This is a genomic window from Pseudarthrobacter sp. N5 (assembly GCF_050157035.1).
GTDB lineage: Bacteria > Actinomycetota > Actinomycetes > Actinomycetales > Micrococcaceae > Arthrobacter.
The window spans coordinates 3,608,454-3,632,380 of record NZ_CP189593.1 but is presented as its reverse complement, the minus strand read 5'-3'; the positions used below and the strand labels follow the sequence as shown (position 1 = coordinate 3,632,380).

General features: G+C 63.2%; 19 protein-coding genes and 4 pseudogenes. 6 read left to right on the top strand and 17 right to left on the bottom strand.

Annotated elements, in window-relative coordinates:
* Positions 1–285: 285 nt before the first annotated feature.
* The 5 genes and pseudogenes from ACQCST_RS17400 to ACQCST_RS17380 all read right to left on the bottom strand — a co-directional run.
* Positions 286–546: a hypothetical protein gene (locus tag ACQCST_RS17400; protein WP_426996967.1), complete on the bottom strand. Its 261-nt coding sequence runs from the start codon at positions 544–546 to the stop codon at positions 286–288.
* A gap of 510 nt (positions 547–1,056) precedes the next feature.
* Positions 1,057–1,332, bottom strand: coding sequence for a hypothetical protein (locus ACQCST_RS17395; RefSeq protein ID WP_426999210.1), 276 nt, complete (start codon positions 1,330–1,332; stop codon positions 1,057–1,059).
* 318 nt (positions 1,333–1,650) lie between these two features.
* Positions 1,651–1,815: pseudogene (locus ACQCST_RS17390) on the bottom strand (IS30 family transposase); the annotation flags it as partial.
* 28 nt (positions 1,816–1,843) lie between these two features.
* Positions 1,844–2,986, bottom strand: a complete 1,143-nt coding sequence (locus ACQCST_RS17385; protein WP_426996966.1) for an IS110 family transposase — start codon at positions 2,984–2,986, stop codon at positions 1,844–1,846.
* Positions 2,987–3,213: 227 nt separating this feature from the next.
* Positions 3,214–3,525 (bottom strand): annotated as a pseudogene (locus tag ACQCST_RS17380) (IS30 family transposase); the annotation flags it as partial.
* A gap of 239 nt (positions 3,526–3,764) precedes the next feature.
* Between ACQCST_RS17380 and ACQCST_RS17375 the strand changes: the two are divergent.
* Positions 3,765–4,967: an IS110 family transposase gene (locus ACQCST_RS17375; protein ID WP_426996965.1), complete on the top strand. Its 1,203-nt coding sequence runs from the start codon at positions 3,765–3,767 to the stop codon at positions 4,965–4,967.
* Positions 4,968–4,977: 10 nt separating this feature from the next.
* Here the strand turns inward: ACQCST_RS17375 and ACQCST_RS17370 are convergent.
* From ACQCST_RS17370 to ACQCST_RS17360, 3 genes and pseudogenes are all read right to left on the bottom strand, one after another.
* Positions 4,978–5,698, bottom strand: a pseudogene (locus ACQCST_RS17370) (IS30 family transposase); the annotation flags it as partial.
* A 58-nt stretch (positions 5,699–5,756) separates the two neighbouring features.
* Positions 5,757–6,368: an NUDIX hydrolase gene (locus ACQCST_RS17365; protein ID WP_426996964.1), complete on the bottom strand. Its 612-nt coding sequence runs from the start codon at positions 6,366–6,368 to the stop codon at positions 5,757–5,759.
* 132 nt (positions 6,369–6,500) lie between these two features.
* Positions 6,501–6,923, bottom strand: coding sequence for a winged helix-turn-helix transcriptional regulator (locus tag ACQCST_RS17360; protein ID WP_426996963.1), 423 nt, complete (start codon positions 6,921–6,923; stop codon positions 6,501–6,503).
* 111 nt (positions 6,924–7,034) lie between these two features.
* On the opposite strand from ACQCST_RS17360, the gene ACQCST_RS17355 reads away from it, so the two are divergent.
* Complete coding sequence (locus ACQCST_RS17355; protein WP_426996962.1) at positions 7,035–7,907, top strand: oxidoreductase; 873 nt, start codon at positions 7,035–7,037, stop codon at positions 7,905–7,907.
* Between the two features lie 146 nt (positions 7,908–8,053).
* Positions 8,054–8,953 (top strand): aminoglycoside phosphotransferase family protein, encoded by a 900-nt coding sequence (locus ACQCST_RS17350; RefSeq protein ID WP_426996961.1) that lies wholly within the window; start codon positions 8,054–8,056, stop codon positions 8,951–8,953.
* A gap of 5 nt (positions 8,954–8,958) precedes the next feature.
* On the opposite strand, the gene ACQCST_RS17345 is transcribed toward ACQCST_RS17350, so the two are convergent.
* From ACQCST_RS17345 to ACQCST_RS17315, 7 genes are all read right to left on the bottom strand, one after another.
* A complete protein-coding gene (locus tag ACQCST_RS17345) occupies positions 8,959–9,141 on the bottom strand; it encodes a hypothetical protein (RefSeq protein WP_426996960.1) in 183 nt (60 codons plus the stop codon).
* A gap of 216 nt (positions 9,142–9,357) precedes the next feature.
* Positions 9,358–10,419: a hypothetical protein gene (locus ACQCST_RS17340; RefSeq protein WP_426996959.1), complete on the bottom strand. Its 1,062-nt coding sequence runs from the start codon at positions 10,417–10,419 to the stop codon at positions 9,358–9,360.
* Between the two features lie 659 nt (positions 10,420–11,078).
* A complete protein-coding gene (locus tag ACQCST_RS17335) occupies positions 11,079–11,435 on the bottom strand; it encodes a helix-turn-helix domain-containing protein (protein ID WP_426996958.1) in 357 nt (118 codons plus the stop codon).
* Positions 11,416–12,555, bottom strand: coding sequence for a tyrosine-type recombinase/integrase (locus ACQCST_RS17330; RefSeq protein WP_426996957.1), 1,140 nt, complete (start codon positions 12,553–12,555; stop codon positions 11,416–11,418). The genes ACQCST_RS17335 and ACQCST_RS17330 overlap by 20 nt, the downstream gene beginning before the upstream one ends.
* A gap of 504 nt (positions 12,556–13,059) precedes the next feature.
* Positions 13,060–14,076, bottom strand: coding sequence for a TAXI family TRAP transporter solute-binding subunit (locus tag ACQCST_RS17325; protein WP_426996956.1), 1,017 nt, complete (start codon positions 14,074–14,076; stop codon positions 13,060–13,062).
* Positions 14,069–15,505 carry a sensor histidine kinase gene (locus ACQCST_RS17320; RefSeq protein WP_426996955.1) on the bottom strand — a complete coding sequence of 479 codons (1,437 nt, stop codon included), beginning with the start codon at positions 15,503–15,505 and terminating at the stop codon, positions 14,069–14,071. Before ACQCST_RS17320 ends, ACQCST_RS17325 begins: the two co-directional genes overlap by 8 nt.
* Positions 15,502–16,170: a response regulator transcription factor gene (locus tag ACQCST_RS17315; RefSeq protein ID WP_426996954.1), complete on the bottom strand. Its 669-nt coding sequence runs from the start codon at positions 16,168–16,170 to the stop codon at positions 15,502–15,504. The genes ACQCST_RS17320 and ACQCST_RS17315 overlap by 4 nt, the downstream gene beginning before the upstream one ends.
* Before the next feature lie 365 nt (positions 16,171–16,535).
* Between ACQCST_RS17315 and ACQCST_RS17310 the strand changes: the two genes are divergently transcribed.
* From ACQCST_RS17310 to ACQCST_RS17300, 3 genes are all read left to right on the top strand, one after another.
* A complete protein-coding gene (locus tag ACQCST_RS17310; protein ID WP_426996953.1) occupies positions 16,536–17,897 on the top strand; it encodes an MFS transporter in 1,362 nt (453 codons plus the stop codon).
* 141 nt (positions 17,898–18,038) lie between these two features.
* Positions 18,039–18,224: a hypothetical protein gene (locus ACQCST_RS17305; protein ID WP_426996952.1), complete on the top strand. Its 186-nt coding sequence runs from the start codon at positions 18,039–18,041 to the stop codon at positions 18,222–18,224.
* A gap of 151 nt (positions 18,225–18,375) precedes the next feature.
* On the top strand, positions 18,376–19,854 hold the full coding sequence (locus ACQCST_RS17300; protein WP_426996951.1) for an NCS1 family nucleobase:cation symporter-1: 1,479 nt from the start codon (positions 18,376–18,378) through the stop codon (positions 19,852–19,854).
* A 125-nt stretch (positions 19,855–19,979) separates the two neighbouring features.
* Here ACQCST_RS17300 and ACQCST_RS17295 read toward each other — a convergent pair whose 3' ends face one another.
* Both ACQCST_RS17295 and aceE read right to left on the bottom strand, forming a co-directional pair.
* The gene (locus tag ACQCST_RS17295; RefSeq protein ID WP_426996950.1) at positions 19,980–20,936 is read right to left on the bottom strand and encodes an alkaline phosphatase family protein; all 957 of its coding nucleotides are present in this window, start codon (positions 20,934–20,936) and stop codon (positions 19,980–19,982) included.
* A 205-nt stretch (positions 20,937–21,141) separates the two neighbouring features.
* Positions 21,142–23,882: pseudogene (gene aceE, locus ACQCST_RS17290) on the bottom strand (pyruvate dehydrogenase (acetyl-transferring), homodimeric type).
* Positions 23,883–23,927 lie beyond the last annotated feature (45 nt).

Genomic DNA, 23,927 nt, shown 5'->3' with positions numbered 1-23,927 from the left:
CCATCAGCGATGGACTCCAGGAGCCACGGGCTGGCTAGGGATCACGGCGCAACGTGAACGTACGCAAGGCAGAGTTCGACGCCAGGCGCATTATCTCCCCCTCAAACAGCGTTAACGCTGGTCAGCGCCGAAGGACATTGCAAGGCACGTTGGCCGTGTCCGGATCGGGTGTGGACGAGTCACCGAAGCGGTCAGGCGGCCAGCCGCGGAGATGTCGCCGCCCACCAGCCCCAGCGGCTGAACCAGTGGGAGGATTCGGTGTCAGGGTCAACGGCCCGGTGGTGTCTAGGACTCGACGAGCGTCAGGATTGTTTCCGGGCGGACGCCGTCGAATTTCATCGCATCGGCTGCAGCTTCGGACTCCATTATTCGCTGGAACGTATCCATGTCGGGGACTTGGACGATTAGGCCTACACGGTGGGTCTTCGCCGGGTCGATGAACGTTCGAACCGTGATGCCCAGAGGCCCGAAGATTTCTTCCCGTTTTGGTGAGCTGAGCCAGTGCTCAACGTCGTCGACCTCGTGGAAGATCATTATTGTTGGCATCGTTGCCTCTGCTTTCTGAAGTTGCGTCAGGAGCCGGATTGGAGAGGGACCGCGTTAGGACATCGTGATCACGCTGAACGTACCATGGCCTCGATTGCAGCGATAGGGAAGAGAAACGACGGTGCGGCCCCTCACAAGCCGGCCAACCCAGAAGATAGTGAAGGTACCAGCTGGCTGCGGAATGCAGATCGCAGGTGGCGTCGTCCACCACGGCCCAGGACGGGCCTCCATTCTTGTGGATGACCCTGAAAGCGATCCAGCGGCGTGAAATCGGGACGGCTGTGAACCCCCGGCGAGGGCAGATAAGGCCAACCTGGACGCGCCAGTATTTGATGCTCACCAGGTCGCCGCTGCCCACGGCGGCCGTGCTTCTGGTGTCCCACCAGGCGTCCCGTGCAAACCAGTGCACCGGATCGGCCATGACGGCGCATATGCGTCCGTTATGCCGGACGGTCAACGGGTTGCCCGGCCGGGGTAAATCGGACGTCCACAGCAGCGTCGAGGGCTATTCTATTGGCTGTTGCTGTCATGGTCTGCACGCTCTCCTAGGGTCCTTCTCTTTAAATCTTCGCGGCGGGTGACCGCCGAACTCCACACCCACGTCCGGTAGGTCACCGGCCCGTCCTTCCACGTCACTTCCGCGGCTTTGGCCGTCCAGGCGTACACCTCGCCGTCCACCAGCTCCGCGCAGTTCGGGAACCGGATCCACGCCTTCACCGGGATCCCAGGGAACCCGTTCTTGCCGGGAAAGTGCTCGAAATCGAGCTCTTCCACCGTCAGCCCGATCGGGCCGGCACGCCGCGCATACTGCGCCTGCTACTGGTGGACCACCGAATAGCTTTTGAACGAATAGCTCTCCGAAATTTGCAGGGTCAGCCCGGTCCTCGGCACTCCATGAAGGTTCACCAAGCGATGGAACGGCAATCCAGTCGTTTTCTCACAGCTGAGGAGCGCGCCGTTTAGCGCCCGCGGGACAGTTCACCGGACGGGTCTTACGGGACACCGCTTTTACCGAAGCAGCAACGCCGCTGTCAGTTTCCGAAGTCGACTGCACAGAATGTCCAAAGCCGTCTGCACAGCTTGCCCGTTGGAGGATCGGCGAATTCAGGCGGTCGTTGCAACGGCGGGTTTTTCTGGTTCAAATAGTAGCCGTTCCATGGCTTGGGCGGGGGTGATGCCGCCCAGGGTCTTGCGGGGTCGGGCGTTGAGTTCGGCTGCGACTTCGAGCAGCCGCTCGGGTGAGTGCACGGACAGGTCGGTGCCCTTGGGGCGCCTCTCTGGTCAAATCGGATGCCGGTTATGCTTGGTTGCGACGGGTCCGGTGAGTGACTTTTCCGAAAGAACCGGTGTCGGGATGTGAGCCGGTCACGCCGGATTGTTGAGTCGTTCCCTGGTGTCCCGCCGGGCCCGTCGCTTGCCGGTCAAGGTCGGCGATCATTCTCCGAAACACGACTGTTGCGAGGCGTCGTTTCAGGGCTCGGAGTGCCTCTTTGCTGCTCTTGCCTTCGCTGCGTTTTCGGTCGTAGAAGACGCGCCCGGGGCTTGTTCTCATGCTGATCTGGGTGAGCGCGATGGTGTGGAGTGTGTAGTTCAGTTGTCTGTCGCCGCCTCGGGATAGCCGATGCCGGACCACGTCTCCAGATGACACTTCCCGGGGCGCGACACCGGCATAGGCGGCGAAGTGCGCTTCGGTAGCAAACCGGGTGACCGTGCCGGTGCGGGCGAGGATCTTGCCGGCGGTCAACTGGCCGATTCCCTGGATCGCCGTCAACGTGGACTGTGTGTCGGTCACGCGAGTGGTGATGTGGGCGGTGGCGGTGGTGATCCGTTTGTCAAGCCGGCGGATCTCGGCGACAAGGTCGGCTGCGATCAACCGGCGGGTCGCGGTCAAGCTCTCGATCGGTCGTACCCGACGCAGCAGGGCGGCAGCCGCGTCAGCGGTCAGGTTCCGGGGCGCCCCACCCATGACCAGCAGGTTCATTATCGCGTGCAACCGGTTCACGGTTTGCGTGCGAGCCCCCACCAAGTCATCGCGGTGCTCTGTAAGCACCTTCAATTCCGAGGCAGCAGCGTCAGACTGAACCGGCCGCAGCTTGGTAGAGGTAGTCGCTGCCACCGCGACAGACAAAGCGTCGTCCTCGTCCGATTTCCGGCTGTGGCCGGTGGAGAGCACCCGTACTCGGGCGGCGAGCTTAGCGGGAACATCCCACACCGTAACCCCATCCCCGGACAACAACGCCGACAAAGAGGCGCCGAGCCCGTAGGCGCCCTCGACCGCCCAGGCCGGGTCCGGGAAACGATCCGCGAAACGACGCAGCTGCCGATACCCGGCCGCCGTGACTGGTGCCCGCACAGCCGCGAGCTTCTGCCCGCGAGGATCGACCGCAACGGCCGTCCAGCTTTCCTTGTGAGGATCAATGCCGATGATCGTTGCTGTCATCACATACCTTTCAGCTCATCCGATAGAACTGGCGGAGGGCATACCAGCTTCCAGAACCTGTTCAAGCCTCTCTCAAGCCACTCCTGCCAAGAGATCGCGGCAAGCCCGCACGCCCTAAGAAAGCCACACCAGTGATGGTCGACAGGAAATACTCGAGCGAGACCAGCCGCGATCTGAGGACCGCAAGCTGCAGACCCACGATCCCTACCTCCATTCAACAAGCTGGAATACCGGCGCAGGAGTCCGTTGGTGTTTTCATTGATGCCGCGCTGCCAGGGCGGGTGCGGGTCGCAGAAGTAGATGTCCATGTTGGTCGCCATGGTGATCTGGCGGTGTTGGGCAAGCTCGGTGCCCTGGTCCCAGGTCAGCGACTTGCACAGGTGCTCCGGCAGGGTCTTGATCCTCGCCAGCAGGCCGTCACGGACAGCGACGGCGCCGTGGTCATCGGGCAGGTGGACCAGCATCGTAAACCGGGTCTGGCGCTCCACCAGGGTGGCGATGGCCGAGCGGCAGTTCGACCCCAGGACCAGATCCCCTTCCTTACGATTTTGTTGTGGGTGACTTCGGAGCTGTCGTAGTGTTTCGATCACCCTCGGGTGGTGGGTATGGCCCAGATCTCCCTGCCGCTTGGACGGCTCACTGGGAATGGCCGCCCGCTGCCCGCCGATGACTCGACCGCTGATTGAGACTTACGACATTGATCGTTGGGTAAGGACGTGCCGGCGTGGTTATCGACAGGGGCCAACCAAATTGGAGCTGATCGAAGGGACCGAAAGACATGCCGGACGTGTGGGCAGGAATCGACTCGGGCAAGAGTGCCCATCATTGCGTTGTGATCGACCAATCCGGGACGGTGCTGCTGTCAAAACGGGTCGAGAACGACGAAACCGCGTTGCTCCAGCTCATCGCCGAAACCGCGGAGAGCGCGGCCGGTGGTGAGATCTGCTGGGCTACTGATCTGAACGCCGGCGGCGCGGCGCTGCTGATCGAGCTGCTGGCAGCACACGCTCAGCACCTGCTCTATATCCCTGGACGGATCGTGCATCACGCCGCAGCGACCTATCGGGGGGATGGAAAGACCGACGCGAAAGACGCCAGGATCATCGCTGACCAGGCCCGCATGCGCACCGACCTGCAACCCGTTCGCAGCGCAGACCAGATCAGTGTGGACCTGCGTATGCTCACTGCCCGCCGCACCGATCTGATTTGCGACCGTGTCCGGGCGATCAACCGGCTCCGGGCCACCTTGTTGGAATACTTCCCTGCGCTCGAGCGGGCCTTCGACTACTCCAAGAAGGCTCCTCTGACCCTTCTGAGCGGCTATCAGACCCCCGAGGGCATCCGCCGGATAGGACTGACGCGGCTTACTGGCTGGCTGAGAAAACGCGGCTGCCGGAACAGTGCAAAGATGGCGGAGAAGGCACTTGCGGCTGCAAACGCCCAGCACACCGTCCTGCCTGCCCAATCCATGGGATCGGCCCTGGTCGTCCGGTTGGCCGATCAGATCAGCTCAACCGATGCAGAGATCGCAGACGTCGATGCCCAGATCACGGACCTGTTCAGGCAGCACGACAGCGCCGATGTTCTGCTGAGTATGCCTGGGTTCGGGCCCGTACTCGCGGCTACTTTTCTCGCGAACATCGGCGGTAACCTGGACGGATTCGACTCCGTCGACCGGCTCGCCAGCGTCGCCGGGTTGGCTCCGGTCCCACGCGATTCCGGCCGGATCAGCGGAAACCTGCACCGGCCGCGCCGATTCAACCGCAGACTCCTCCGAACCTGCTACCTCGCCGCCCTCTCCAGCTTGAAAAACAGCCCCGCTTCCAGAACCTACTACGACCGGAAACGCGGCGAGGGAAAGTCCCACAAACAGGCGCTTATCGCACTTGCCCGACGCCGCATCAACGTCATCTGGGCCATGCTCCGCGACCACACCGAATACCGGGAGCCGGCCGCCGCCATTTGCGTCCAGGCTGCTTGACAACAGCATTGAGATTCCCAGTGGCCAGGGACGGCGCGGTCGGCGACCTCGGCGGGTCGTTCGCTGATCAGGATCATGTCCGGGATCTTCCCCGCCCGCTTGCCGGCGGGGCGTCTTGACCGCCTCACGGCGCGGCCTGTGCGCAGGTGTTGGTGCAGGTCAGCGCGCAGGTGACCGCGGCCCTGCACATACAGCGCCTGGTAGATCGTCTCGGGACACACTTGCATCTCCGCCCGGTCCGGGAACGTCGTGGCGAGGTGGTCACTGATCTGCTCGGGACTCCACTTCACGCACAACTTGGCCTGTACCAGGGATGCCAGTTCCAGGTCATCGAACTTGCTGGCCTTGGGTCGGTGACCGCGCAGCTCGGCCCGTTTCTGCGCCGCATACGGCGCATACTTTCCCCGCCCCCGCGCGCCCGTCCCGGGGCCGTTACGGCGCAGTTCACGGCTGACCGTCGATGCAGACCGCTTGAGCTGCGCTGCGATCGCCCGCACACTTATTCCGGCCAGGTGCAGGTCCGCGATCTGCAGTCGGTCTTCCAGGCACAGGTACCGGCCCGAAGGTTCGGGTTTCTTGCGCGGGATCCGCCCGCCGGTTGCTTGACGCCAATGACGGCCGGTTCGTCGATCCACTCCAACAGCCTCGCACGCCGCGATCAGCGTCGAGCCCTGGGCCATCAACACCCAGAACCGGGCCTCCTTTTCGATCCGTTCCTTCTTCGACAACATGGGCAACACCTCACAATAAAAAGGGGTGTTGCAACGACCGATTGAACTCGCCTTCCGCTTACGCGACGGTGCCAGGTTTTTCGGGCATCTCACCAGCCACGGTCAACTTTGCTCCGGAAGCCGGCCATCCGCAATTGGGTAGTTGCAAGTGGGGAAGTACGAGAAGGATGTTGGCAAGATGGAAGCTTTGCTTGAAGAAGCCTGGCTGGAGGATATCTTGCATGCGTTCGAGGCGAACTTCGATCTCTTCGGTCAAATCGAGTGACTGTTCCCCGACGCGTTCGCATCCGAGCGCAACAAAGTAATGGATGAGGTTGTCCTGGTTTCCCCAATTCGCGTAGGCACTTCCGACCGCCAACAGCAGTGAGGGGCGATATCCAGTTTCCTCGAGAAGTTCTCGCTCAGCTGCGGTCGCTGGATCCTCGCCGTCTTCGATCCCTCCACCAGGAAGACCGGGAGCGACCAGACCGCCACCATGGTGATACTCCTCAATTACCAATACCTTCCCGTCGTCAGTTACCGGAACGATCGACACCCAGTCGCTCGCACAAATGACGTAATAGGGGTCGATCACCTGACCGTCAGATCCAGTGCAGCGGTCAGCTCGCACCTGGATCCAGCGATCCTCGAGCACAAAACTGCTCGCTTCGGTCGTCCATTTACTGACCATGCATACCCCCGTGATTCATTGACATGCTGGCTGCAACTCGCCCCACGGCAAATCCGCTCGACACGGTGTTTGCAGTGGGAGCCTCGCAATATATTCTGCCTTGTCCCGCAGCGCGTTCCCCATGCGGACCGGCTATCGGACACCGTCAAACTGTGTTTGGTGTGCTGAGACGTCGTCGCGGTGAGTCTCGGACCAGAGTTTGAGCTGTCGGACCGTTTGGTGCAGGGAGAGCCCGAGGTTGGTGAGTTCGTAGGTCACAGTCACGGGGACGGTCGCGATCGCGGTCCGCGCGATCAGCCCGTCGCGTTCGAGGGACTTTAGTGTCTGCGACAGCATCTTCGGGCTCACCCCTGCCAGGACTCGAGCCAGCTCGGAATACCGCATCGGTCGCGGCTCACCATCACAGTCCGGCCCGCTCCCTAGCGCGGACAACACCAGGGTCACCCACTTGCCAGACACCTGAGCGAGCAACTGCTGGCTCGGGCACGCGGCGAGGAACGCGTTGTACTGCGTCTTCGCCTCCGCCTTCTTCTCCGCTGCTGTCATCGTCGGCATGGGCCCTCCCTCGGGGATCAACGCACTTCCAGGTAACTACTTCCCAGCGGGTAGCAGCTCATTCAGGATGGAGGGCAGCACGTTATTCCGCAAGCACCGAAAGGCACATCCATGAGCACCAACACCACCGACCTGCCCGGCGGCACCTGGAACCTCGGCGACACCACCGTTTCCCGCTTCGGGTACGGCGGCATGCAGCTCGCCGGCCCGTGGGTCGTCGGCCCGCCAAAAGACCACGACGCAGCCCTCGCCGTCCTCGGTCACGCCGTCGAAAGCGGCATCACCCACATCGACACCGCAGAAACCTACGGACCCCGCGTCGTCAACGAACTCATCCGCGAAGCCCTGCACCCCTACGCCGAAGACCTCTTCATCGCGACGAAGGCCGGCGGACGCCGCGACGCCCAGGGCAGCTGGCCGTCCGCGCGGAAGCCCGACGAACTCCGCGCACAAATCGACGACAACCTCGAAACCCTCGGCGTCGACGTCCTCGACCTGGTACACCTTCGCCTCGGGGACGCCAACGGGCCGGTCCCCGAGCAGATCAGCGAGGCGTTCGAGACGCTCGTAGACCTGCAGCAGCAGGGCATCATTCGGCACCTTGGCGTCAGCAACGCCACCGCGGAGCAGGTAAAGGAAGCGCAGTCGATCGCGCCGATCGTGTCCGTGCAGAACATGTACAACCTCGCTAACCGGTGGGACGACACCCTCATCGACCGCCTCGCCGTAGAAGGAATCGCGTACATTCCCTTCTTCCCCCTGGGAGGCTTCACCCCGCTTCAGTCCGACGCGCTGTCATCCGTCGCTACGCGGCTTGGCGCGACCCAGATGTCGGTCGCCCTGGCCTGGCTGCTGCACCGTTCCCCGAACATCCTGTTGATCCCGGGAACGTCGTCCGTGTCGCACCTCAGGGAGAATATCGCCGGCGCCGCACTCACACTGTCCAACGACGACCTCACCGAACTCGACCAGATCGCCAGCTAGCCACAGCACGGCGCATGGCGGGGCGCAACGGCAGCGCCCTCAATGCGCCTACACAGGCGCCCGTTCGGGCTTCGGGTAGACCGCGGAATAACGCCGAGTTCCCTTCGCAGGGGGTCCTGCCGGTCCCGGGATGCAGAATGAGTGACATGTGTACCCATATTGACGGCCGCGCCGGGATCGATGCTGCCCTGGTGAAACGCCTTGTGTCGTCCCAGTTTCCGCAGTGGAGGGACCTGCCTGTAATCCCTGTCGAGGTAGACGGGTGGGACAACCGAACTTACCGCCTCGGCCACGACATGTCCGTGCGCCTGCCTACCCATGAGAGCTACGCGCCGGCGATCGAAAAGGAGCACACCTGGCTGCCATTCCTGGCCCCGCTGTTACCTGTGCCCATTCCTGAACCGCTTGCTAAGGGCCACCCTGCCGAGGGCTACCCATTCCACTGGTCAGTCCGGAGATGGATCTCCGGAGAAACCGCAAACCCAAACCGCATCGAAGATCTACCGGCATTTGCAACCTCAGTCGCCGAATTCATCCTTGCACTTCAGCAGATCCCGGCTGCGAACGGACCACGCGCCGGAGCACACAGCTTCTATCGAGGCGCGCCGCTGGCCCATTACGACAACGAAACCCGGCGCGCCCTGGCAGTCCTGGACGGGCGCCTGGACACCGAGCTCACGACGGCGGCCTGGGATGCGGCCCTTGCTTCGGTCTGGCGGGGCGAGAATGTTTGGTTCCACGGAGATATTGCAAGCGGCAATCTGCTGGTAAGGCACATGCAGTTGGCTGCGGTCATCGACTTCGGCACTTCGGGAGTTGGCGATCCAGCCTGTGACCTGGTCATCGCATGGACAATGTTCTCAGGCGACAGCCGCGAGGCCTTCCGCACCAGGATCGCCCAGGACTCCGCGACCTGGGCGCGGGCACGCGGCTGGACCCTGTGGAAAGCCCTGATCGGCCTCGCCTCAGACATCGACACCGACCACCAGGCGGCAGAAGCCAACCAGCGGCTAATTCACGACATCGTGACCGAACACCTTGCCTAGGTCGCCTAGGTCCGAATAAACCGGCGGCCCGGCATGGCGCACAGTTCAGCCAGTTCGGTTCCTCGCACTCCGGAAAGCCGTGTCATCAGGACCAGTCCCACGATCGGAACCGGCATCAGTTCCAGGCGTCTGGCTTGCTCGATGCGCGGGTCGGGCGCGTCTTCGGGAAGCACTCCTTCGAACCTCATCTGACGATTGTGAACCGACTATGAGTCCAGCGACAACCAGCGCTTCGGGGTTGGCAGGAAGACGGTGCATCTGTCCCGCTAAGTGTTGCAATCACCGCAAGAACCCAAGGTTCCCCTAGCTGCACCAGGGAAAGGTCAATCCCGCCGAGACGGCCAGTAATCACCAGGGCGGCCGTGCTCGACGTCCGGCGACGGCCGAACCTCATGCACTTCTATCTACTCCGGTGATGCATTTAGAGATGGGAGATTCCGTGCGTAGCTGGCGGAGACGGCGGCGTTCCAGCGGACTGTCGTTGACGGGGCGAGGCCGGTGAGGCGGGCCAATATCGGCGGCGGGAGTTGTTGCGCGAGATGTCCGAGGGCCACACCCCGGACTGCGCGTGGTCTGACGCCGATGGCTGCCAGTCGCTTCGAGAGAGCCGACGAGCTGATGGGGTGGCCGTGGAGCGGGCCGGGGTAGAGCCATTGAGTGTCCTCTGCGGCGCCGCCGAATCGTGTGATGCTTCTTCTGGCGGCTGTCTGCCGGGCGTATTCTCCGAGTTCTTCCGGCAGGCGGAGCGGATCCGCACCGAAGCGGATTAGGACGACCTCCTGCGCCACGATGATGTCCGTCAACGAGAGCCTTGTGATCTCGTGGCACCTAAACCCGTAGATGATGACCAGACCTGCTGCCAGGCGCAGGCCAGGATCAATGTCCTGCTGAGGATCAAGGATCTGGCCAAGGAGGGCTGTGCGTTCGTGCTCCGGGATGAGAAAGACGGCCGGGAGTGAGTGTGCCGGCCGGCTGGGAAATGCCAGGGTTTTGCAGGCGCCGTTTGCCCTGCACCACTGCAGGAACGATTTCACGCGCAAGCGCTCCGCGGGCCCATCGGCGAGCCAGACATCCAGGGTTGCCTGGTCAGCTGAGCGGACCGCCAGGCCGTGCGTGTGCAGCATGTGAAGCAGGGCACACACCAGGGCGAGTTCACGGCGCTGGCCTGCGAACTGGCCCCTCGTTCGGCTATGGCTTCTCGCCTTGCGCAGGTGCCGCCAGCGTGCGAATCCGATGAACGAGCGCCTGTCAGCGTCGTCTATGACGGTTTGGGCGGTTCGCTGGATCCATTGCTCGAAGGCGTGAAAGCGCTCGTCTCTTTCGGGCAGAACACCCGAGACCACGAGGAAGGAACGCAGCATCCCCGCCCCGGGCCTGCCAACCGTGTCGAGTGTTTCGTGAGTGATGTCGGTGCCGTCGGTGAGGAGTTGGCATAGGGCCCGCCAGGTCGACCTCTTCCGCATCATGTTGTCCAAGTACCTTGCATCGGCTCTCAGCAGGATGTCCCGAGCCCGTCTAAGCGAAGGGCGGCCGGACAGCAGCTCCGGTGTGAAGAGCGCTATTAGCTCGTCTCGACGGCGGCATCCTCTGCAGAGACGGTTTCTGTTCAGATAGTCGATCTCTCCGCAACGGAGGCAGACTTTCAAAACGCGCTCGTCGGTTTTCCAGCAGACGGAACAGAGAGTCGAACCGTCGATACGGCCGGCCATGAACCGGTCTTTACCGCATTTAGCACAAATGCCCGGTGCCCCGGTTACTCCCTGGTTCCTGCGCCGTCCAATGACTGCCGGGGGCAGACCATCGTCACGGAGTTCCTCCACCAGGGCCAGCAGTTCAGGGCTTCGTTTCCCGGATGCCCGGCATGGCGCCAGCCCTCTGGCACGCAGTTCGAACCCAACTCTGAGCCTGTCCGCCGGATCGGGCAGCGCAGTTGCAACGACCTTGGAGACACTGACCGGGTGCAGGTAGTGGTCGATGTTGGCCAGCTCGATGATCCGGTCACATAGCTGCGAGGTCGCCGTTCGCAGCAGCAGCTGCCAGCAGGTTGAACAAATGGGTCCGCCTGCGACGGTTTCGCCCGTCACCGGATGCCCTCCGCATTCGAGGCACTGCCGCGCCGCTGGCATCAGCTCTCGTCAGCGGGAAGTATCCGCGCACGCCTGGGCCTGAGTCCCTTTTCCCGCAGGACGTCCAAACCCTTCTCAGTGCCTGGAGCATCCTCCGTACCCGTGGAACGGCCCTGCATCGAGGGCACACGCACCTTGCCGATCAGGTCATCAGCCGAGCAGTCCAGGGCATCCATCAGCGCCACGAGCACCTGCAGGTTCAGCCTCTCCGGTTTCTCGGCAGCCAGGCGATAGATCTGACTGGCCGACAGGTGGACCCCGCGCTCATTGAGGAGGGGAATCAGCTTCGTGGTGCTGAAGAGCCCGCGCGTGGCCATCACCTCACGCAGCCGCCAGTCATAATCCAGAGTGTTCATCTCGTTGCCTTTCCGATCCCGCGCCCTGCAGCAGCCCGGAGATCGCCTTGCGCATCATCGTGTTTGCGAAGTCACCACTTACCGCAGTGTAGATCGCCGTTGTGGCCTGATAGGCATGCCCCACCTGGCGCTGAATGAACAGCGGATCGACACCGTCCTCCGTCAGATGCGTGACGTAGCTGTGCCGGAGCGCGTGCGGCGACAGGACCCGATCCATGCCCAGCTCATCCCGGTACTCGCCAAACCTTCTGGCGACATCGTCGGCCCGGAGCCGGCGGCCACGCTCGGAAACCCACAGCGCGTTCGAGGATTCATCGCGCACCAGAGGCCAGATATTCTCCACGTAGTCCCGCACGGCATCGGCCGCCCACTGGTGCAGGGTGGCTACGGAACGCCGCTTAGGCGCCCCTCCCCTGGAGGCCTTGCCGTTACGGACCAACAGCATCCCAAAAGCGCCGAACTCAGGGGCATGCGGGTTGCGGTAAAAGTCGGTCACATCCAGGCCGGCCGCCTCCCCGGCACGGAGCCCCCAGGCATAGGAAACCTTGAACAGTGTCGCATCCCGGTAGGCAATAAAAGTCCCTTTCCTGCCAGATGCCAGCCGCAGCTCAACCTGCTCATCAGCATGATCAAACAACCGCTGGAGCTCCGGCCGCGTCAGCGGCCGCCGCCGCGGATGGCCCTCGTAATCCTGCAGGTGCGGTGGAGTGTTCCACTCCGTGCAAATTTGCACCGGATGCGTTCCAAACCGGGCTTCACACTCCCGAACCCAGTCATAGTGCGGTGAACAGATGAAGTCGCAGAACTGCGCCACGGTGTTCTGATAACTCCGGATGGTCGAGGGAGCCAATCGCCGGATGGCGATCAGATCCTCCATCCATTCATCAAGAAGCGCAGCAGTCCAGTTCCAAGGGAATACCCCGGTAGCGTCCTTGAAGCGCTGCACGGTGCTCAGTCCGGCTCTGACGCCCGACGCCCGAAGGTTCCGGCCACCGACACGTTGAGCGCGCCACCCCTCGAGCATCCCGGCGAACACCGCTTCCTCCTCGTCAAGGTAGGCCACACCGGGTGCAAGGATCAGCGACGCCGACCCAATCAGGACCTGCCGGGACCCCTTCATGAAACCTCCTAATGCAGTATTCCTGCATTAAATGCAGGAATACTGCAGGGAGTCAATAGGGGCGCGGTCACAGTCCGCCGCGCAGGATGGTCATGGAGCCATTCAGTCAGGCTCATCGCGCATCAGATGCAACATGGAGGAGTCAGCCGGCTCGCTTGTTCCGGTCCCATACCACCACTTTAGAACATATATTCCCATCAGTCTTGGGTGCGTCCTGGGCCTCTGGCCTGCGGATTTACCTTTTTGACGGTTGTCTGTGACGGTGGGCAGAACGCCTGTACCCCGAGGGTGATGACGACTTAACAGTGTCGGACGTCCAGAGTTGTGGAGGAGCCGTGCACGAAGCACATGCGGGCAGCCGCCGTCGCGCCGTGACCTTGGCTTGCCCTACCGTGCGCCGCACTGCCAGGGGGCATCGAAGGGGCGCCCGAAGCAACGCGATTCCAGGTACCGCCATCACGAAATCCTTGGCGGCGCGGGCAACTTCAAGAGGAGTCGCGCGTTTTAGCCGTGCAGTGTCCGATAGGCAGCTGCCGCTGCCGGGTGCAGAGGCACGCCTGCGGTGTTGATGAGTGTTTCCGGGCTCAGGAACTGAACGCCCATGCTGGACCTCGGGATGAGTTCCTGGGCGTTGCCCACCAGCAGTTCCACCGTTCTTGTCACGATGGGTTCGGCCAGATCGCTCCTGCACAGGAGCAGGTTGGCCACGCCGACTGTCCACACGGCCGGAGTGCCTTCGTAGCCGTTTGCGGGGATCAGGACCCGGTCGTAGAAAGCGCCGTAGTGTGTCCGCGTTGCCGGGATCAGGGCAGAGAGGTCAATGAAGCCGAGCCCGACGTCCTTGTTGGCTGCCGTGATGGCGGCTGTGGGTACGCCCCCTGACCAGAACAGCGCATCCACGGAGCCGTCCCGCAGGGCCGCGAGTCCCTGGTTCAGGCCGAGGTTCACCTCCTTGAGCGATTGGCCCGCGGCGGTGGCGTTGGCGGTGGAGAGACCGGATGCCGCAATGAGGCGGTGGGCGGTCAGAGACGTCCCCGAACCAACGTCACCGATGGCCGCGGTTTTGCCGGCAAGGTCGCTGAAGGTTCGAATGCCGCTGTTCTTCCGCACGATGCAGTGGACGTAGTTTTCATACACCTTGCCAAGGGCGACAATCCTGCCGGCACCGGCAGACGGCTCTTGCGCTGATGCCTGCTGCGCCGCTGCGTCTGCCAGCGCGATGGCGAAGGTGGCCTCGCCGGTCAGGAGGCGGTCCATGTTCTCCAGGCTGCCCGCGGTAGTCAGCGGCACGGCATTTCCGGCTACCCCTTGACGCCGTAGTAAGTCCGCGAGCAGGGTGGCGAACTCCAGGTAGAAGCCCCCTGGCTCACCGCCTGCTACCGTCAACGTCCGCGGACGGTCCTCCGGTGTGCAGGCGGTGAAGGTGGGCAGGAGGAGCCCGGCGAGGCCCATGGTCAGCCCGGCTTTAAGGGCGGCCCGCCGCGATGGTAGGGCGCGGTCGTTGTTTCGGACGTCAGTCATCTGCACGGTCCCGGCCCCGCAGGGATGGCGGATGGGGAAAATCGATGCTGGCGGTCAGCCCGTGGGGTGATCGTTCCTCCAGCAGCAGGCGGGCGTCATTGGCCTCCGCAAGCCGGTCAACGATGGTCATGCCCAGGCCGTTGCCGCGGATCTTCCTGTGTTGTGGGGCTCTCCAGAATCTGGTGCTGGCTGCTGCCCTTTCGTCCGCTGAAAGGCCGGGACCGTCGTCGGACACCTCGATTGCCACCGCTCCGGGGCGGAGGCGAATGGCAACCGCGATGTGGGCGCCGGGGGCGTACTTGATGGCGTTGGTGAGAAGCTCCCCCACCATGTGGGCCAGCTCATCGGCGTTGCACGCCAGCTGCAATGAGGGTTGGGGCGGCGTCTCCAGTACCAGTGATGCTCCGGCGCGCTGCGCGGCGGGTCCTGCCCGTTCCACTTCTTCCTGCATCACAGGGAACGGGTCGATGAGGGCCGGGCTCTTGCGGGAAGCCAGGCCGGGTGCGCCGCGTGCTGACCCCTCGAAGGCCTTGTGTTCCGCCGACGCCAGCTTCAGTACCCCGTCCAGGATCTCTTCTACGCGTTCCAGCTCTGCCACCACGCCTGCCGCCGCATCCTGCTCCTTGCCTGTTTGCAGTTCCAGCTGCAGCAAATCGATCCGCAAGCGCAGGGCGCCCACGGGGTTGCGCAATTGGTGTGAGGTGTCGGCGATCAGTCGGCGTTGGGAATTGATGCTTTCGCTGACTGCCTGTGCCATTGCGCTGAAGGAACGGCTCAGTTCCCTCAGCTCCGGCGGGCCGTCTTCCGGAAGCTGGCTGGTCCTGCCCGTGGCCTTGAGTTCCGTGACCGCTGCGTTCAGCCGATGAACAGGACGCAACACCCAGCCAGTCACGCGCGCGGCAGCTAGGAGGAGCACCGCCCCGAGCACGAACGCCGCAAGCCCGACGACGAGCCACCGTTCCCGCAGTTTCTGCCGCGCCGCATCCAGGTCGACTTCGAGGACCGCCTCGCCAAGGACCTGGCTGGCGCTTCCGAAGGACCGGGAGATCACCTCAGAGCCGGTCCCAAACGGCTGAAGGGCGGGGAGCGTGGTGTCGCTGAGGTTCAGGCTCGCTCTGGAGAGCGCGTCCCGGACCTCGGACCGGTCCTCGCTCAGGCCGCCGGAGCGCAAGGTACCCTGCTGGAGGCGCATCAGTATCCCTTCACCGTAAAGTGCGGAATAGCCGTCCATTTCCCGCTGCAGCCCGGTGGCATCATTGTCCAGCGCTGCGTCGTAGGCTACCTGGGCGAACCGGTTGAGGGCCGCGACGCGGTTGATCTGGACCTCCTGCGTGAGCTCCCGGCTGGCGGACGTCAAGATGGTGGAGGAGACGAAGATGACCAGGAGTACGGACAGCAGGCTCAGGACGCCCAGGACACGCAGTTTCACGCAGGATCCGCCTCGATCCGGTAGCCGACGCCGCGGACGTTGATGATGAAACCGGGCAGCTGGAGTTTTGCTCTCAGCCCCGTCAGGTGCACGTCAAGGGATCGTGAGGATGCGAGAAAAGCATCACCCCATAGGACGTCCAGGATCTGTTCCCGGGTGACCACTGAACCGGCATGACGGGCCAGCAGCGCGAGCAGGTCGAACTCGGTCGCCGTCAGGGGCAGCACGCGGCGTCCGACAGCCGCGACGCGGCGGTCCAGGTCGACGTCGAGATCCCCCAGCACGATGCTGTGGTGCTTGCTCCCGCCGGGGCGGCCCGCGCGTCTGGTGACAGCTTCGATCCGGGCGAGCAATTCAACGAGTTTCACCGGCTTGACGAGGTAATCATCGGCCCCGGACCGCAGCCCAAGGACCACGCTGCGCTCATCGTCGCGGGCGGTGAGGATCAGAATGGGACACTGCGTGACCTGGCGAAGCTTCCGCAGCACATCGAGGCCGTCCAGATCCGGGAGCCCCAGGTCCAGAAGGATGACTTCGAACTCCCGGTGGACCAGGAGGGCATCCGCCCCGCGCGACACCCTGGTTGACTTGTGGCCCGCGGAGAGCGCTGCTGCGCCAAGCGCGGCCGCCATGGCGTCGTCGTCCTCGACGATCAGCACTTCCATTGCCTGGTCCCTCTTTCGCTGATGGGGCGCCTGCGGCCCGTCTTGGAGATTACTCCTTTCGCGATGTTTTTGCCTTCTGCCGCTTGCCGGCGGTTGAAGTCATGAGGAGACACGACAGCCGGATCCGGAAAACCTAAGGAAGTGTTAGGAAATCCCCGCTGACGTTGGTTGTGTCCTGGATCACGAATAGTTTAGTTGGTGTCCTCTGCTTTCAGGGGCCTTTCAAATCTCGAGGAGGAGCCATGAGCAAGGACGCCATGGACAGCACCAATGCACGTAACAAACGGCATGACCAAAACAGCGGTGGGCCTGATTACGGGGGAACAGGCATTCGGACGGCGTTGCCGTCCCGGGAAGGTTCACTGATGAGCACCCAACTGACCGAAGCCGCACAGACCCGCAGAGCCGTCAGCAACATCCTCAAAGGCTCCGCGGGCAACCTCGTGGAGTGGTACGACCTCTACGTGTACACAGTCTTCGCGGCGTATTTCCAGTCCCACTTCTTCAATGCCACTGACGATCTGCAGGCCGGTCTGGAGGCGATGGCCGTCTTCTCGACGTCGTTCCTGATGCGCCCCGTCGGCGCCTGGTTCTTCGGCCGCTACGCCGACCGCAATGGCCGCAAGGCCGCCCTGATGCTCAGCGTGACCATGATGTCCGCTGGCTCGTTCGCCATCGCGGTCCTGCCCACCACGCAGCAGATCGGCGTTTGGGCGCTGCTCCTGCTGATCCTTGTGCGTCTGGTCCAGGGCTTCTCCGTCGGCGGCGAGTACGGCACGAGCGCCACCTACATGTCTGAGGCAGCGACCTCCAGGCGCCGCGGCTTCTTCTCCAGCTTCCAGTACGTCACGCTCATCGGCGGCCAGATGCTTGCCCTGCTGGTCCTGGTCATTCTGCAGAACACGATACCCAAAGGCGATTTGGGCGAGTGGGGCTGGCGGGTCCCGTTCGCGATCGGCGGCGTTGCTGCGCTCGTTGTCCTGTGGCTGCGCCGCTCCATGGAGGAAACCGTCTCCGCGGACCAGATCCGCGCGGCCCACGTCCGTGTGCAGGGCGAGGCCCAGCCGGGCACGCTGAACCTGCTCTTCACCAAGCACTTCAAGCCGCTGCTGATCTGCATCGGCATCACCCTCGGCGGCACCGTGGCGTTCTACACGTACACGAACTTCATCCTGAAGTTCATGAACGATACGTCGGGCATCGCCAAGACCGACAGCTCGGTCATCAACTTCTGGGCATTGTTCATCTTCATGCTGCTGCAGCCGGTCTACGGGATCATCTCGGACAAGGTCGGCCGCAAGCCGCTGCTGCTCTGGTTCGGCATCACCGGCGTCCTGTTCAGCTGGCCTCTGCTCTCCACGCTTTCGGGTACCAAGGATCCGTTCACAGCCTTTCTGCTGATGATGGGCGGCCTGCTGATCGTGGGCGGCTACACCTCCATCAACGCCCTCGTGAAGGCGGAGCTGTTCCCGGCCTCCATCCGCGCGCTCGGCGTCGGACTCGGCTACGCGATCGCCAACTCTCTCTTCGGCGGCACCGTTCCTCTGATCGGCGCGGCCCTGCAGAAGGCCGGCCAGGTGGACCTGTTCTTCACCTACGTCACGGTGGCGATCGGCATCTCGCTGCTGGTCTACATCTTCGCCCTGAAGAACAAGAAGCCCACGCACCTGGACGAGGAGCAGGGGACTGCCTTTGGCTCATCCACCATTGGTGATGGCGGGAAGTAGGACCCGGTCAACGCCTAGGGCGTGTCTCCTCATCGGGATCGTGCTGTTTGCTTGAGCAACGGGGGAATTCCCGCCATGCCGTGCTCTCCGATCCCCAGTGGGGTCCGGGACCGCGCGATCGGCCGCTCCCGCGGAGGGTTGATGACCACGATCCACGCGCTGGCCGCCAATTCCGCCCTCCAAAAGGCAGACGACGGAACCACGGTTGCTGTGTCACCCCGGTTGCCGAACATCAAGGCCGTTGTGGCAGGGATTAACGCAGTGCGGGAAAGCGCAGCGACAGGGTTGGTGGTTGACCATAGATCCACGCCCTTCCGTGCAGCCTGACGCGTGGTTCCGCAGGGGCAGTAAATCATCAATTGAGACCGCCCCTCCTGCGGAAAATCCTTGACTCGGTGTGATCCAGATCATAAAGTTATTTTCATTATTCAAAATCCTACTTCCACAATGTGGAAGGCTTAGGAAATGGAGATTTGTGATGTCTTCAACAATTCCACCGGGCGCAAGTCCGCGTCTGTACAACGACGACCTCGCACCGACCGAACACCGCACGTGGGGTTTCTATTCACTGTTCGCGATGTGGATGTCCGACATTCATTCACTCGGCGGCTACACCTTCGCCGCCGGCCTCTTCGCGTTGGGCCTCGGTGCCTGGCAGGTGTTCCTCGCACTGGTAGTGGGGATCATCATCGTCTTCTTCCTGATGAACCTCTCCGGCTACGCCGGCCAGAAGACCGGCGTTCCCTACCCCGTTCTCGCGCGGGTCTCATTCGGAACGTTCGGCGCCAACCTGCCTGCCCTGCTTCGGGCGCTCGTGGCAATCGCCTGGTACGGCATCCAGACCTGGCTCGCCTCTCGCGCCGTCATCATCATCGCCCTGAACATCTGGCCCGAGCTGAAGGGTCTGACCGAGAACAACTTCCTCGGCGAATCCACGCTAGGCTGGCTGGCATTCCTGCTGATGTGGTCGCTCCAGCTTCTTCTGCTTCGAAACGGCATGGAGACGATCAGGAGGTTCCAGGACTGGGCCGGACCGGCCGTCTGGGTGGTGATGGGCCTGCTGGTCGTCTACATCCTGATCAACGCGGGCTGGAACATTTCCCTCGACTTGCCGGGGGGAAATGCGGAATGGGGCGTCACACATGCCTTCTTTGCCGCCATAGCGCTGACCGTGACGTACTTCTCCACCCTGATGCTCAACTTCTGCGACTTCTCCCGCTTCGCGCCATCTCGGAAAGCGGTGCGCACGGCGAACCTGTGGGGGCTGCCGGTGAACTTCATTGCCTTCTCCGTGGTCTCTGTCGTCGTCACCGCCGGAACGTTCAAGGTGTACGGGGAGCACATCTACGACCCCGTCGAGATCGTCGGGCGAATCGACAGCATCTGGGCGCTTCTGCTGGGGGCCGTCACCTTCGCTGTCGCAACGTTGGGAATCAATGTCGTGGCGAACTTCGTCTCGCCGGCCTACGACCTGGCAAACGTCTGGCCCTCGAAGATCGACTTCAAGCGGGGCGGCCTGATCGCCGCGATGATCGCGCTCGTCATCACGCCCTGGAACTTGTTCAACAGCCCCGTCGTGATCAACCTTTTCCTCGGGGGGCTCGGAGCGCTGCTCGGGCCGCTGTTCGGGATCATCATGATCGACTACTACGTGCTCCGCAAGCAGCGCGTGCTGGTTCGGGACCTGTTTAGGGAACAGGGGTACTACACGTATACGGGTGGCTGGAATCACAAGGCCGTGATCTCGTTCCTCGGCTCGGCCGTCCCGGCCGTGATTTTCGCGCTCGTTCCCGTTTTTGGCGCGCTCTCGGCCTTCTCCTGGTTCATGGGAGCAATCGTGGCGGCCGCGGTGCATTACTTCATCTCGCGCAATGACACGAGTCTGGCCGAATCGATCGCGGCCGCGAGCGCCGAAGAAGCTGAGCCGGAGGCGACATCGACGAAGGTTCTGGGGTAAGACGAAGGCCTTGACCGCGAGGAACGCCACTCCTGGGGTCACGTGAGGAATGGTAGTCAAATCGCAGCTTGCGTGGCTGTTTCCATGGTCCCGGTCACCGGTGCCGCCCTCCGTAGGCGCACCCGCTACTTCAGTAACTCGTTCATGACCGGCGCGGCCTTCTCGTTGCCGGTCAGCGGCGCGAGTCCCCAGGTGCTTTCTATCGTGTGCAGAAGTGAATAGTGACTGTAGTGCACTTCGGACTTGTAGCCTCTCTTGGCAGCAGGTCCCGCGAATATCGTCACAACCTTATGGCTTCGGTCGCTGCCTTCGTCCCAGGTGATCACCAGGAGGGAATTCTGCGTCGTGAAGGCGGGCGAGGCCAGGATATTCGGCACCTGTTGCGACAGCCAGGCATCACCGGTCTCCACCGGGCAGTCATGCATGTCGTTGCACATATTCGGGCTGATGAACACATAGTTCGGAAGAGTGGAGGCCGACTTCAGGTCGCCGGCGAGCTGGGGGAAGGGTACGACGTGCGCGGCGCAGGAGCCGTTGTCGTCGGTGACGCCGGGGTAGTACATGAACGGATTATGCTTTACCGCGTATTTCCCGGAATCTTTAGCCGTACAGGGAGCGGGCATGCCCTCGGCGTACATCTTCCAGCTTCGGCCCGATTGCTCAACCTGATCAGCAATGCTGCGCACCCTTGCCAAGCACTTCGCCGGGCTACAGTCATCCGTTATGCCGGCAGTGGTGCCGCTGGTCAGGGCAATGTAATTGGGCAGGCTGGGACGAGACACAGCCTCATAGTTGTTGGCCAGGGCAAAATCGGCGGCCAGCTTGTTGATGTAAGGCGCAGCGGCGTTGCCAACGATGTCCCCGGAGGGCTTGTTCTCCTCGACAATAATGACAACGTGATCAAGGCCCCCGATGGCGCCGCTGGAGGGAACGGCGCCGCCCGGCTGCTGGGTCTGGCGCGCCCCTGACTCTGATGGAGACGGACTGTCAACGGGGCCTTGCGGCACACACCCTACGATGACCAGTCCCAGCGCGAGAAATCCAGCGGCTGCCGTAACGTATCGTCTGCCTTTGCTTCCCATCAGTTGAGGATAGGCGCAGCAGCGGAATCCGACTATACCCCGGCCAAAGTCTGGGCTGCCGCGTACGCTCAGGACCGGACAGATCGCCGACCGGCGGCCCGGTCCGTGAGGAGCCGGGTCTGCGGCGGCAGGCCGCCTTCAGGGGAAAAATAGTTGCTTACGGGTTCGCTCCTTGCGGTGATGTGGCCACACTTTATCCGGAACCTCAGGAGTCGCCCCCCGCTCCGCCGGTGGTGCCCGCGTTGACGTCGTGGAGCTTGTAGCGGTCCATCGCGTACGAAGGCACGCCGCCGTCCACCTCTCCTCTCGAGGCGAGCAGCTGCAGCGTCTTCACCACGATTGAGTGGATGTCGTTCTTGAAGAAGCGGCGGGCTGCGGCGCGGGTGTCGGAGAAGCCGAAGCCGTCGGCACCGAGCGAAGCGAACGCATTCGGCAGGAACTGGCGGATCTGGTCCGGAACGGCTTTCATGTAGTCCGACACCGCAACGATCGGCCCGGTGGCGCCGGCGAGCTGACGGGCCACGAACGGGACCCGTGCGGGCTGCCCGGGGTTCAGGAACGCTTCTTCCTCGGCGGCCATGGCGTCGCGGCGGAGTTCGTTCCAGGAGGTCACGGACCAGACGTCCGCGGACACGCCCCAGTCCTCGGCCAGGATCCGCTGGGCTTCCAGCGCCCAGGGCACCGAGACACCCGAGGCAAGGATCTGCGTGCGGGGCCCGTCGATCTTCGCTTGTGCCAGAAGATAGATGCCCTTAAGGACACCCTCGACGTCCAGATCCTCAGGTTCGGCGGGCTGGCTGATGGGCTCGTTGTAGACGGTGATGTAGTACATCAGGTTCCGGTCCGCGGAGTCCGGCCCGTACATGCGCTCGATGCCGTCGCGCATGATGTGGCCCATTTCGTAGCCGTAGGCGGGGTCGTAGGTGACCACTGCGGGGTTGGTGGAGGCGAGCAGGGGGAGTGGCCGTCGGCGTGCTGGAGTCCTTCGCCGGTGAGGGTGGTCCGTCCTGCGGTGGCGCCGATGATGAAGCCGCGGGTCATCTGGTCCCCGGCGGCCCAGAACGCGTCGCCGGTGCGCTGGAAGCCGAACATGGAGTAGAACACGTAGACCGGGATCAGGGGTACGCCGTGGGTGGCGTAGGCGGTGCCGGCGGCGGTGAAGGCTGCCACGGCGCCGGCTTCGTTGATGCCGGGGTGGATCAGCTGGCCCTGGGCTGATTCCTTGTAGGCCAGGACCAGGTCCCGGTCCACGGAGAGGTAGTTCTGTCCCTTGGGGTTGTAGATCTTGGCGGTGGGGAAGAACGCGTCCATGCCGAAGGTCCGTGCCTCATCCGGGATGATCGGCACAATGCGCTTGCCGAACTCCTTGTCCCGCATGAGGTCCTTGAGGAGCCGCACGAAGGTCATGGTGGTGGCAGCCTGCTGCTTGCCCGAACCCCGCTTGGCAACCTCATAAGTCTTGGAGTCAGGTAGTTCCACCGGCGCATGGTCCGGACGGCGTTCCGGGACAAAGCCACCGAGCTCCCGCCGCCTGTCATGGAGGTAGGCGATCTCGGGGGAGTCCGCCCCGGGGTGGTAGTAGGGCGGGCGGTAGGGATCGGCTTCCAGGGCTTCGTCTGAAATGGGAATCCTGAGGTAATCCCGGAAGTCCTTGAGGTCCTCCAGGGTGAGTTTTTTCATCTGGTGCGTGGCGTTGCGGCCCTCGAAGTGGGGTCCGAGTCCGTAGCCCTTGACGGTTTTGGCGAGGATGACGGTGGGTTTGCCGGTGAATTCGGTCGCTGCCTTGTAGGCGGCGTAGACCTTGCGGTAGTCGTGGCCGCCGCGCTTCAGACCCCAGATCCGGTCATCGGAGAGGTCCGCGACCATGTCTTTGGTCTGCGGGGTCTTGCCGAAGAAGTGTTCGCGGACGAAACCGCCGGATTCGGCCTTGTAGGTCTGGTAGTCCCCGTCCGGGGTTTCGTTCATGATCTGCACCAGGGACCCGTCCGTGTCCCGGGTGAGCAGCTCATCCCATTCCCGGCCCCAGACGACCTTGATCACGTTCCAGCCCGCACCGCGGAAGAACGCCTCGAGTTCCTGCATGATCTTGCCGTTGCCGCGGACGGGCCCGTCCAGGCGCTGGAGGTTGCAGTTGATGACGAAGTTCAGGTTGTCCAGGTTCTCGTTCGCGGCGAGCTGGAGCAGGCCGCGGGACTCGGGCTCGTCCATTTCCCCGTCGCCCAGGAAGGCCCAGACCTGCTGGTCGGAGGTGTCTTTCAGGCCGCGGTTATGCAGGTAGCGGTTGGACTGGGCCTGGTAGATCGCGTTCATCGGCCCGATGCCCATGGACACGGTGGGGAATTCCCAGAACTCCGGCATCAGCCGCGGGTGCGGGTAGGAGGACAGGGCGTGGCCCTCGCGGGACTTTTCCTGCCGGAACCCGTCCAGGTCCTCCTCCGTGAGGCGGCCCTCCATGTAGGCGCGGGCATACATGCCCGGGGAGGCGTGGCCCTGGAAGAAGACCTGGTCCCCGCCGCCGGCATGGTCCTTGCCGCGGAAGAAATGGTTGAAGCCGACCTCATACAGCGTCGCGGCACCGGCATAGGTGGAAATGTGCCCGCCCACCCCGATGTTCGCCCGCTGCGCCCGGTGCACCATCACGGCCGCGTTCCAGCGCATATACGCCCTGTACCGGCGCTCGAACTCCTCATTGCCCGGAAAGGGTGCTTCCTGGTCCGCCGGGATGGTGTTCACATAATCCGTGGTGGTGACCATCGGAACCCCGACGCTCTGGGCGCCGGCACGCTGCAGGAGACTGCGCATGATGTATTGGGCACGCTCGGTGCCCTGTTCCCTGATCAGGGAATCCAGGGACTCAACCCACTCGGCGGTCTCTTCCGGATCACGATCAGGCAGCTGGTTAGTCAACCCGCTGAGGATATGGGAGGTATCTTCTCCTGCAGCCACGTCAGCCTCGTTTCATCTTTGAATGCATGGGCTAGTTGTTTTCAT

What these genes read in the sequence shown, in the direction of transcription:
- ACQCST_RS17350 (WP_426996961.1), top strand. Translation starts at nt 8,054, where the DNA reads ATGTGTACCCATATTGACGGCCGCGCCGGGATCGATGCTGCCCTGGTG.
- ACQCST_RS17300 (WP_426996951.1), top strand. Translation starts at nt 18,376, where the DNA reads ATGTCTTCAACAATTCCACCGGGCGCAAGTCCGCGTCTGTACAACGAC.
- ACQCST_RS17330 (WP_426996957.1), bottom strand. Translation starts at nt 12,555, where the DNA reads ATGAAGGGGTCCCGGCAGGTCCTGATTGGGTCGGCGTCGCTGATCCTT.
- ACQCST_RS17295 (WP_426996950.1), bottom strand. Translation starts at nt 20,936, where the DNA reads ATGGGAAGCAAAGGCAGACGATACGTTACGGCAGCCGCTGGATTTCTC.
- ACQCST_RS17345 (WP_426996960.1), bottom strand. Translation starts at nt 9,141, where the DNA reads ATGAGGTTCGAAGGAGTGCTTCCCGAAGACGCGCCCGACCCGCGCATC.
- ACQCST_RS17305 (WP_426996952.1), top strand. Translation starts at nt 18,039, where the DNA reads ATGACCACGATCCACGCGCTGGCCGCCAATTCCGCCCTCCAAAAGGCA.
- ACQCST_RS17340 (WP_426996959.1), bottom strand. Translation starts at nt 10,419, where the DNA reads ATGATGCGGAAGAGGTCGACCTGGCGGGCCCTATGCCAACTCCTCACC.
- ACQCST_RS17310 (WP_426996953.1), top strand. Translation starts at nt 16,536, where the DNA reads ATGAGCACCCAACTGACCGAAGCCGCACAGACCCGCAGAGCCGTCAGC.
- ACQCST_RS17385 (WP_426996966.1), bottom strand. Translation starts at nt 2,986, where the DNA reads ATGACAGCAACGATCATCGGCATTGATCCTCACAAGGAAAGCTGGACG.
- ACQCST_RS17400 (WP_426996967.1), bottom strand. Translation starts at nt 546, where the DNA reads ATGCCAACAATAATGATCTTCCACGAGGTCGACGACGTTGAGCACTGG.
- ACQCST_RS17360 (WP_426996963.1), bottom strand. Translation starts at nt 6,923, where the DNA reads ATGCCGACGATGACAGCAGCGGAGAAGAAGGCGGAGGCGAAGACGCAG.
- ACQCST_RS17315 (WP_426996954.1), bottom strand. Translation starts at nt 16,170, where the DNA reads ATGGAAGTGCTGATCGTCGAGGACGACGACGCCATGGCGGCCGCGCTT.
- ACQCST_RS17375 (WP_426996965.1), top strand. Translation starts at nt 3,765, where the DNA reads ATGCCGGACGTGTGGGCAGGAATCGACTCGGGCAAGAGTGCCCATCAT.
- ACQCST_RS17325 (WP_426996956.1), bottom strand. Translation starts at nt 14,076, where the DNA reads ATGACTGACGTCCGAAACAACGACCGCGCCCTACCATCGCGGCGGGCC.
- ACQCST_RS17365 (WP_426996964.1), bottom strand. Translation starts at nt 6,368, where the DNA reads ATGGTCAGTAAATGGACGACCGAAGCGAGCAGTTTTGTGCTCGAGGAT.
- ACQCST_RS17335 (WP_426996958.1), bottom strand. Translation starts at nt 11,435, where the DNA reads ATGAACACTCTGGATTATGACTGGCGGCTGCGTGAGGTGATGGCCACG.
- ACQCST_RS17355 (WP_426996962.1), top strand. Translation starts at nt 7,035, where the DNA reads ATGAGCACCAACACCACCGACCTGCCCGGCGGCACCTGGAACCTCGGC.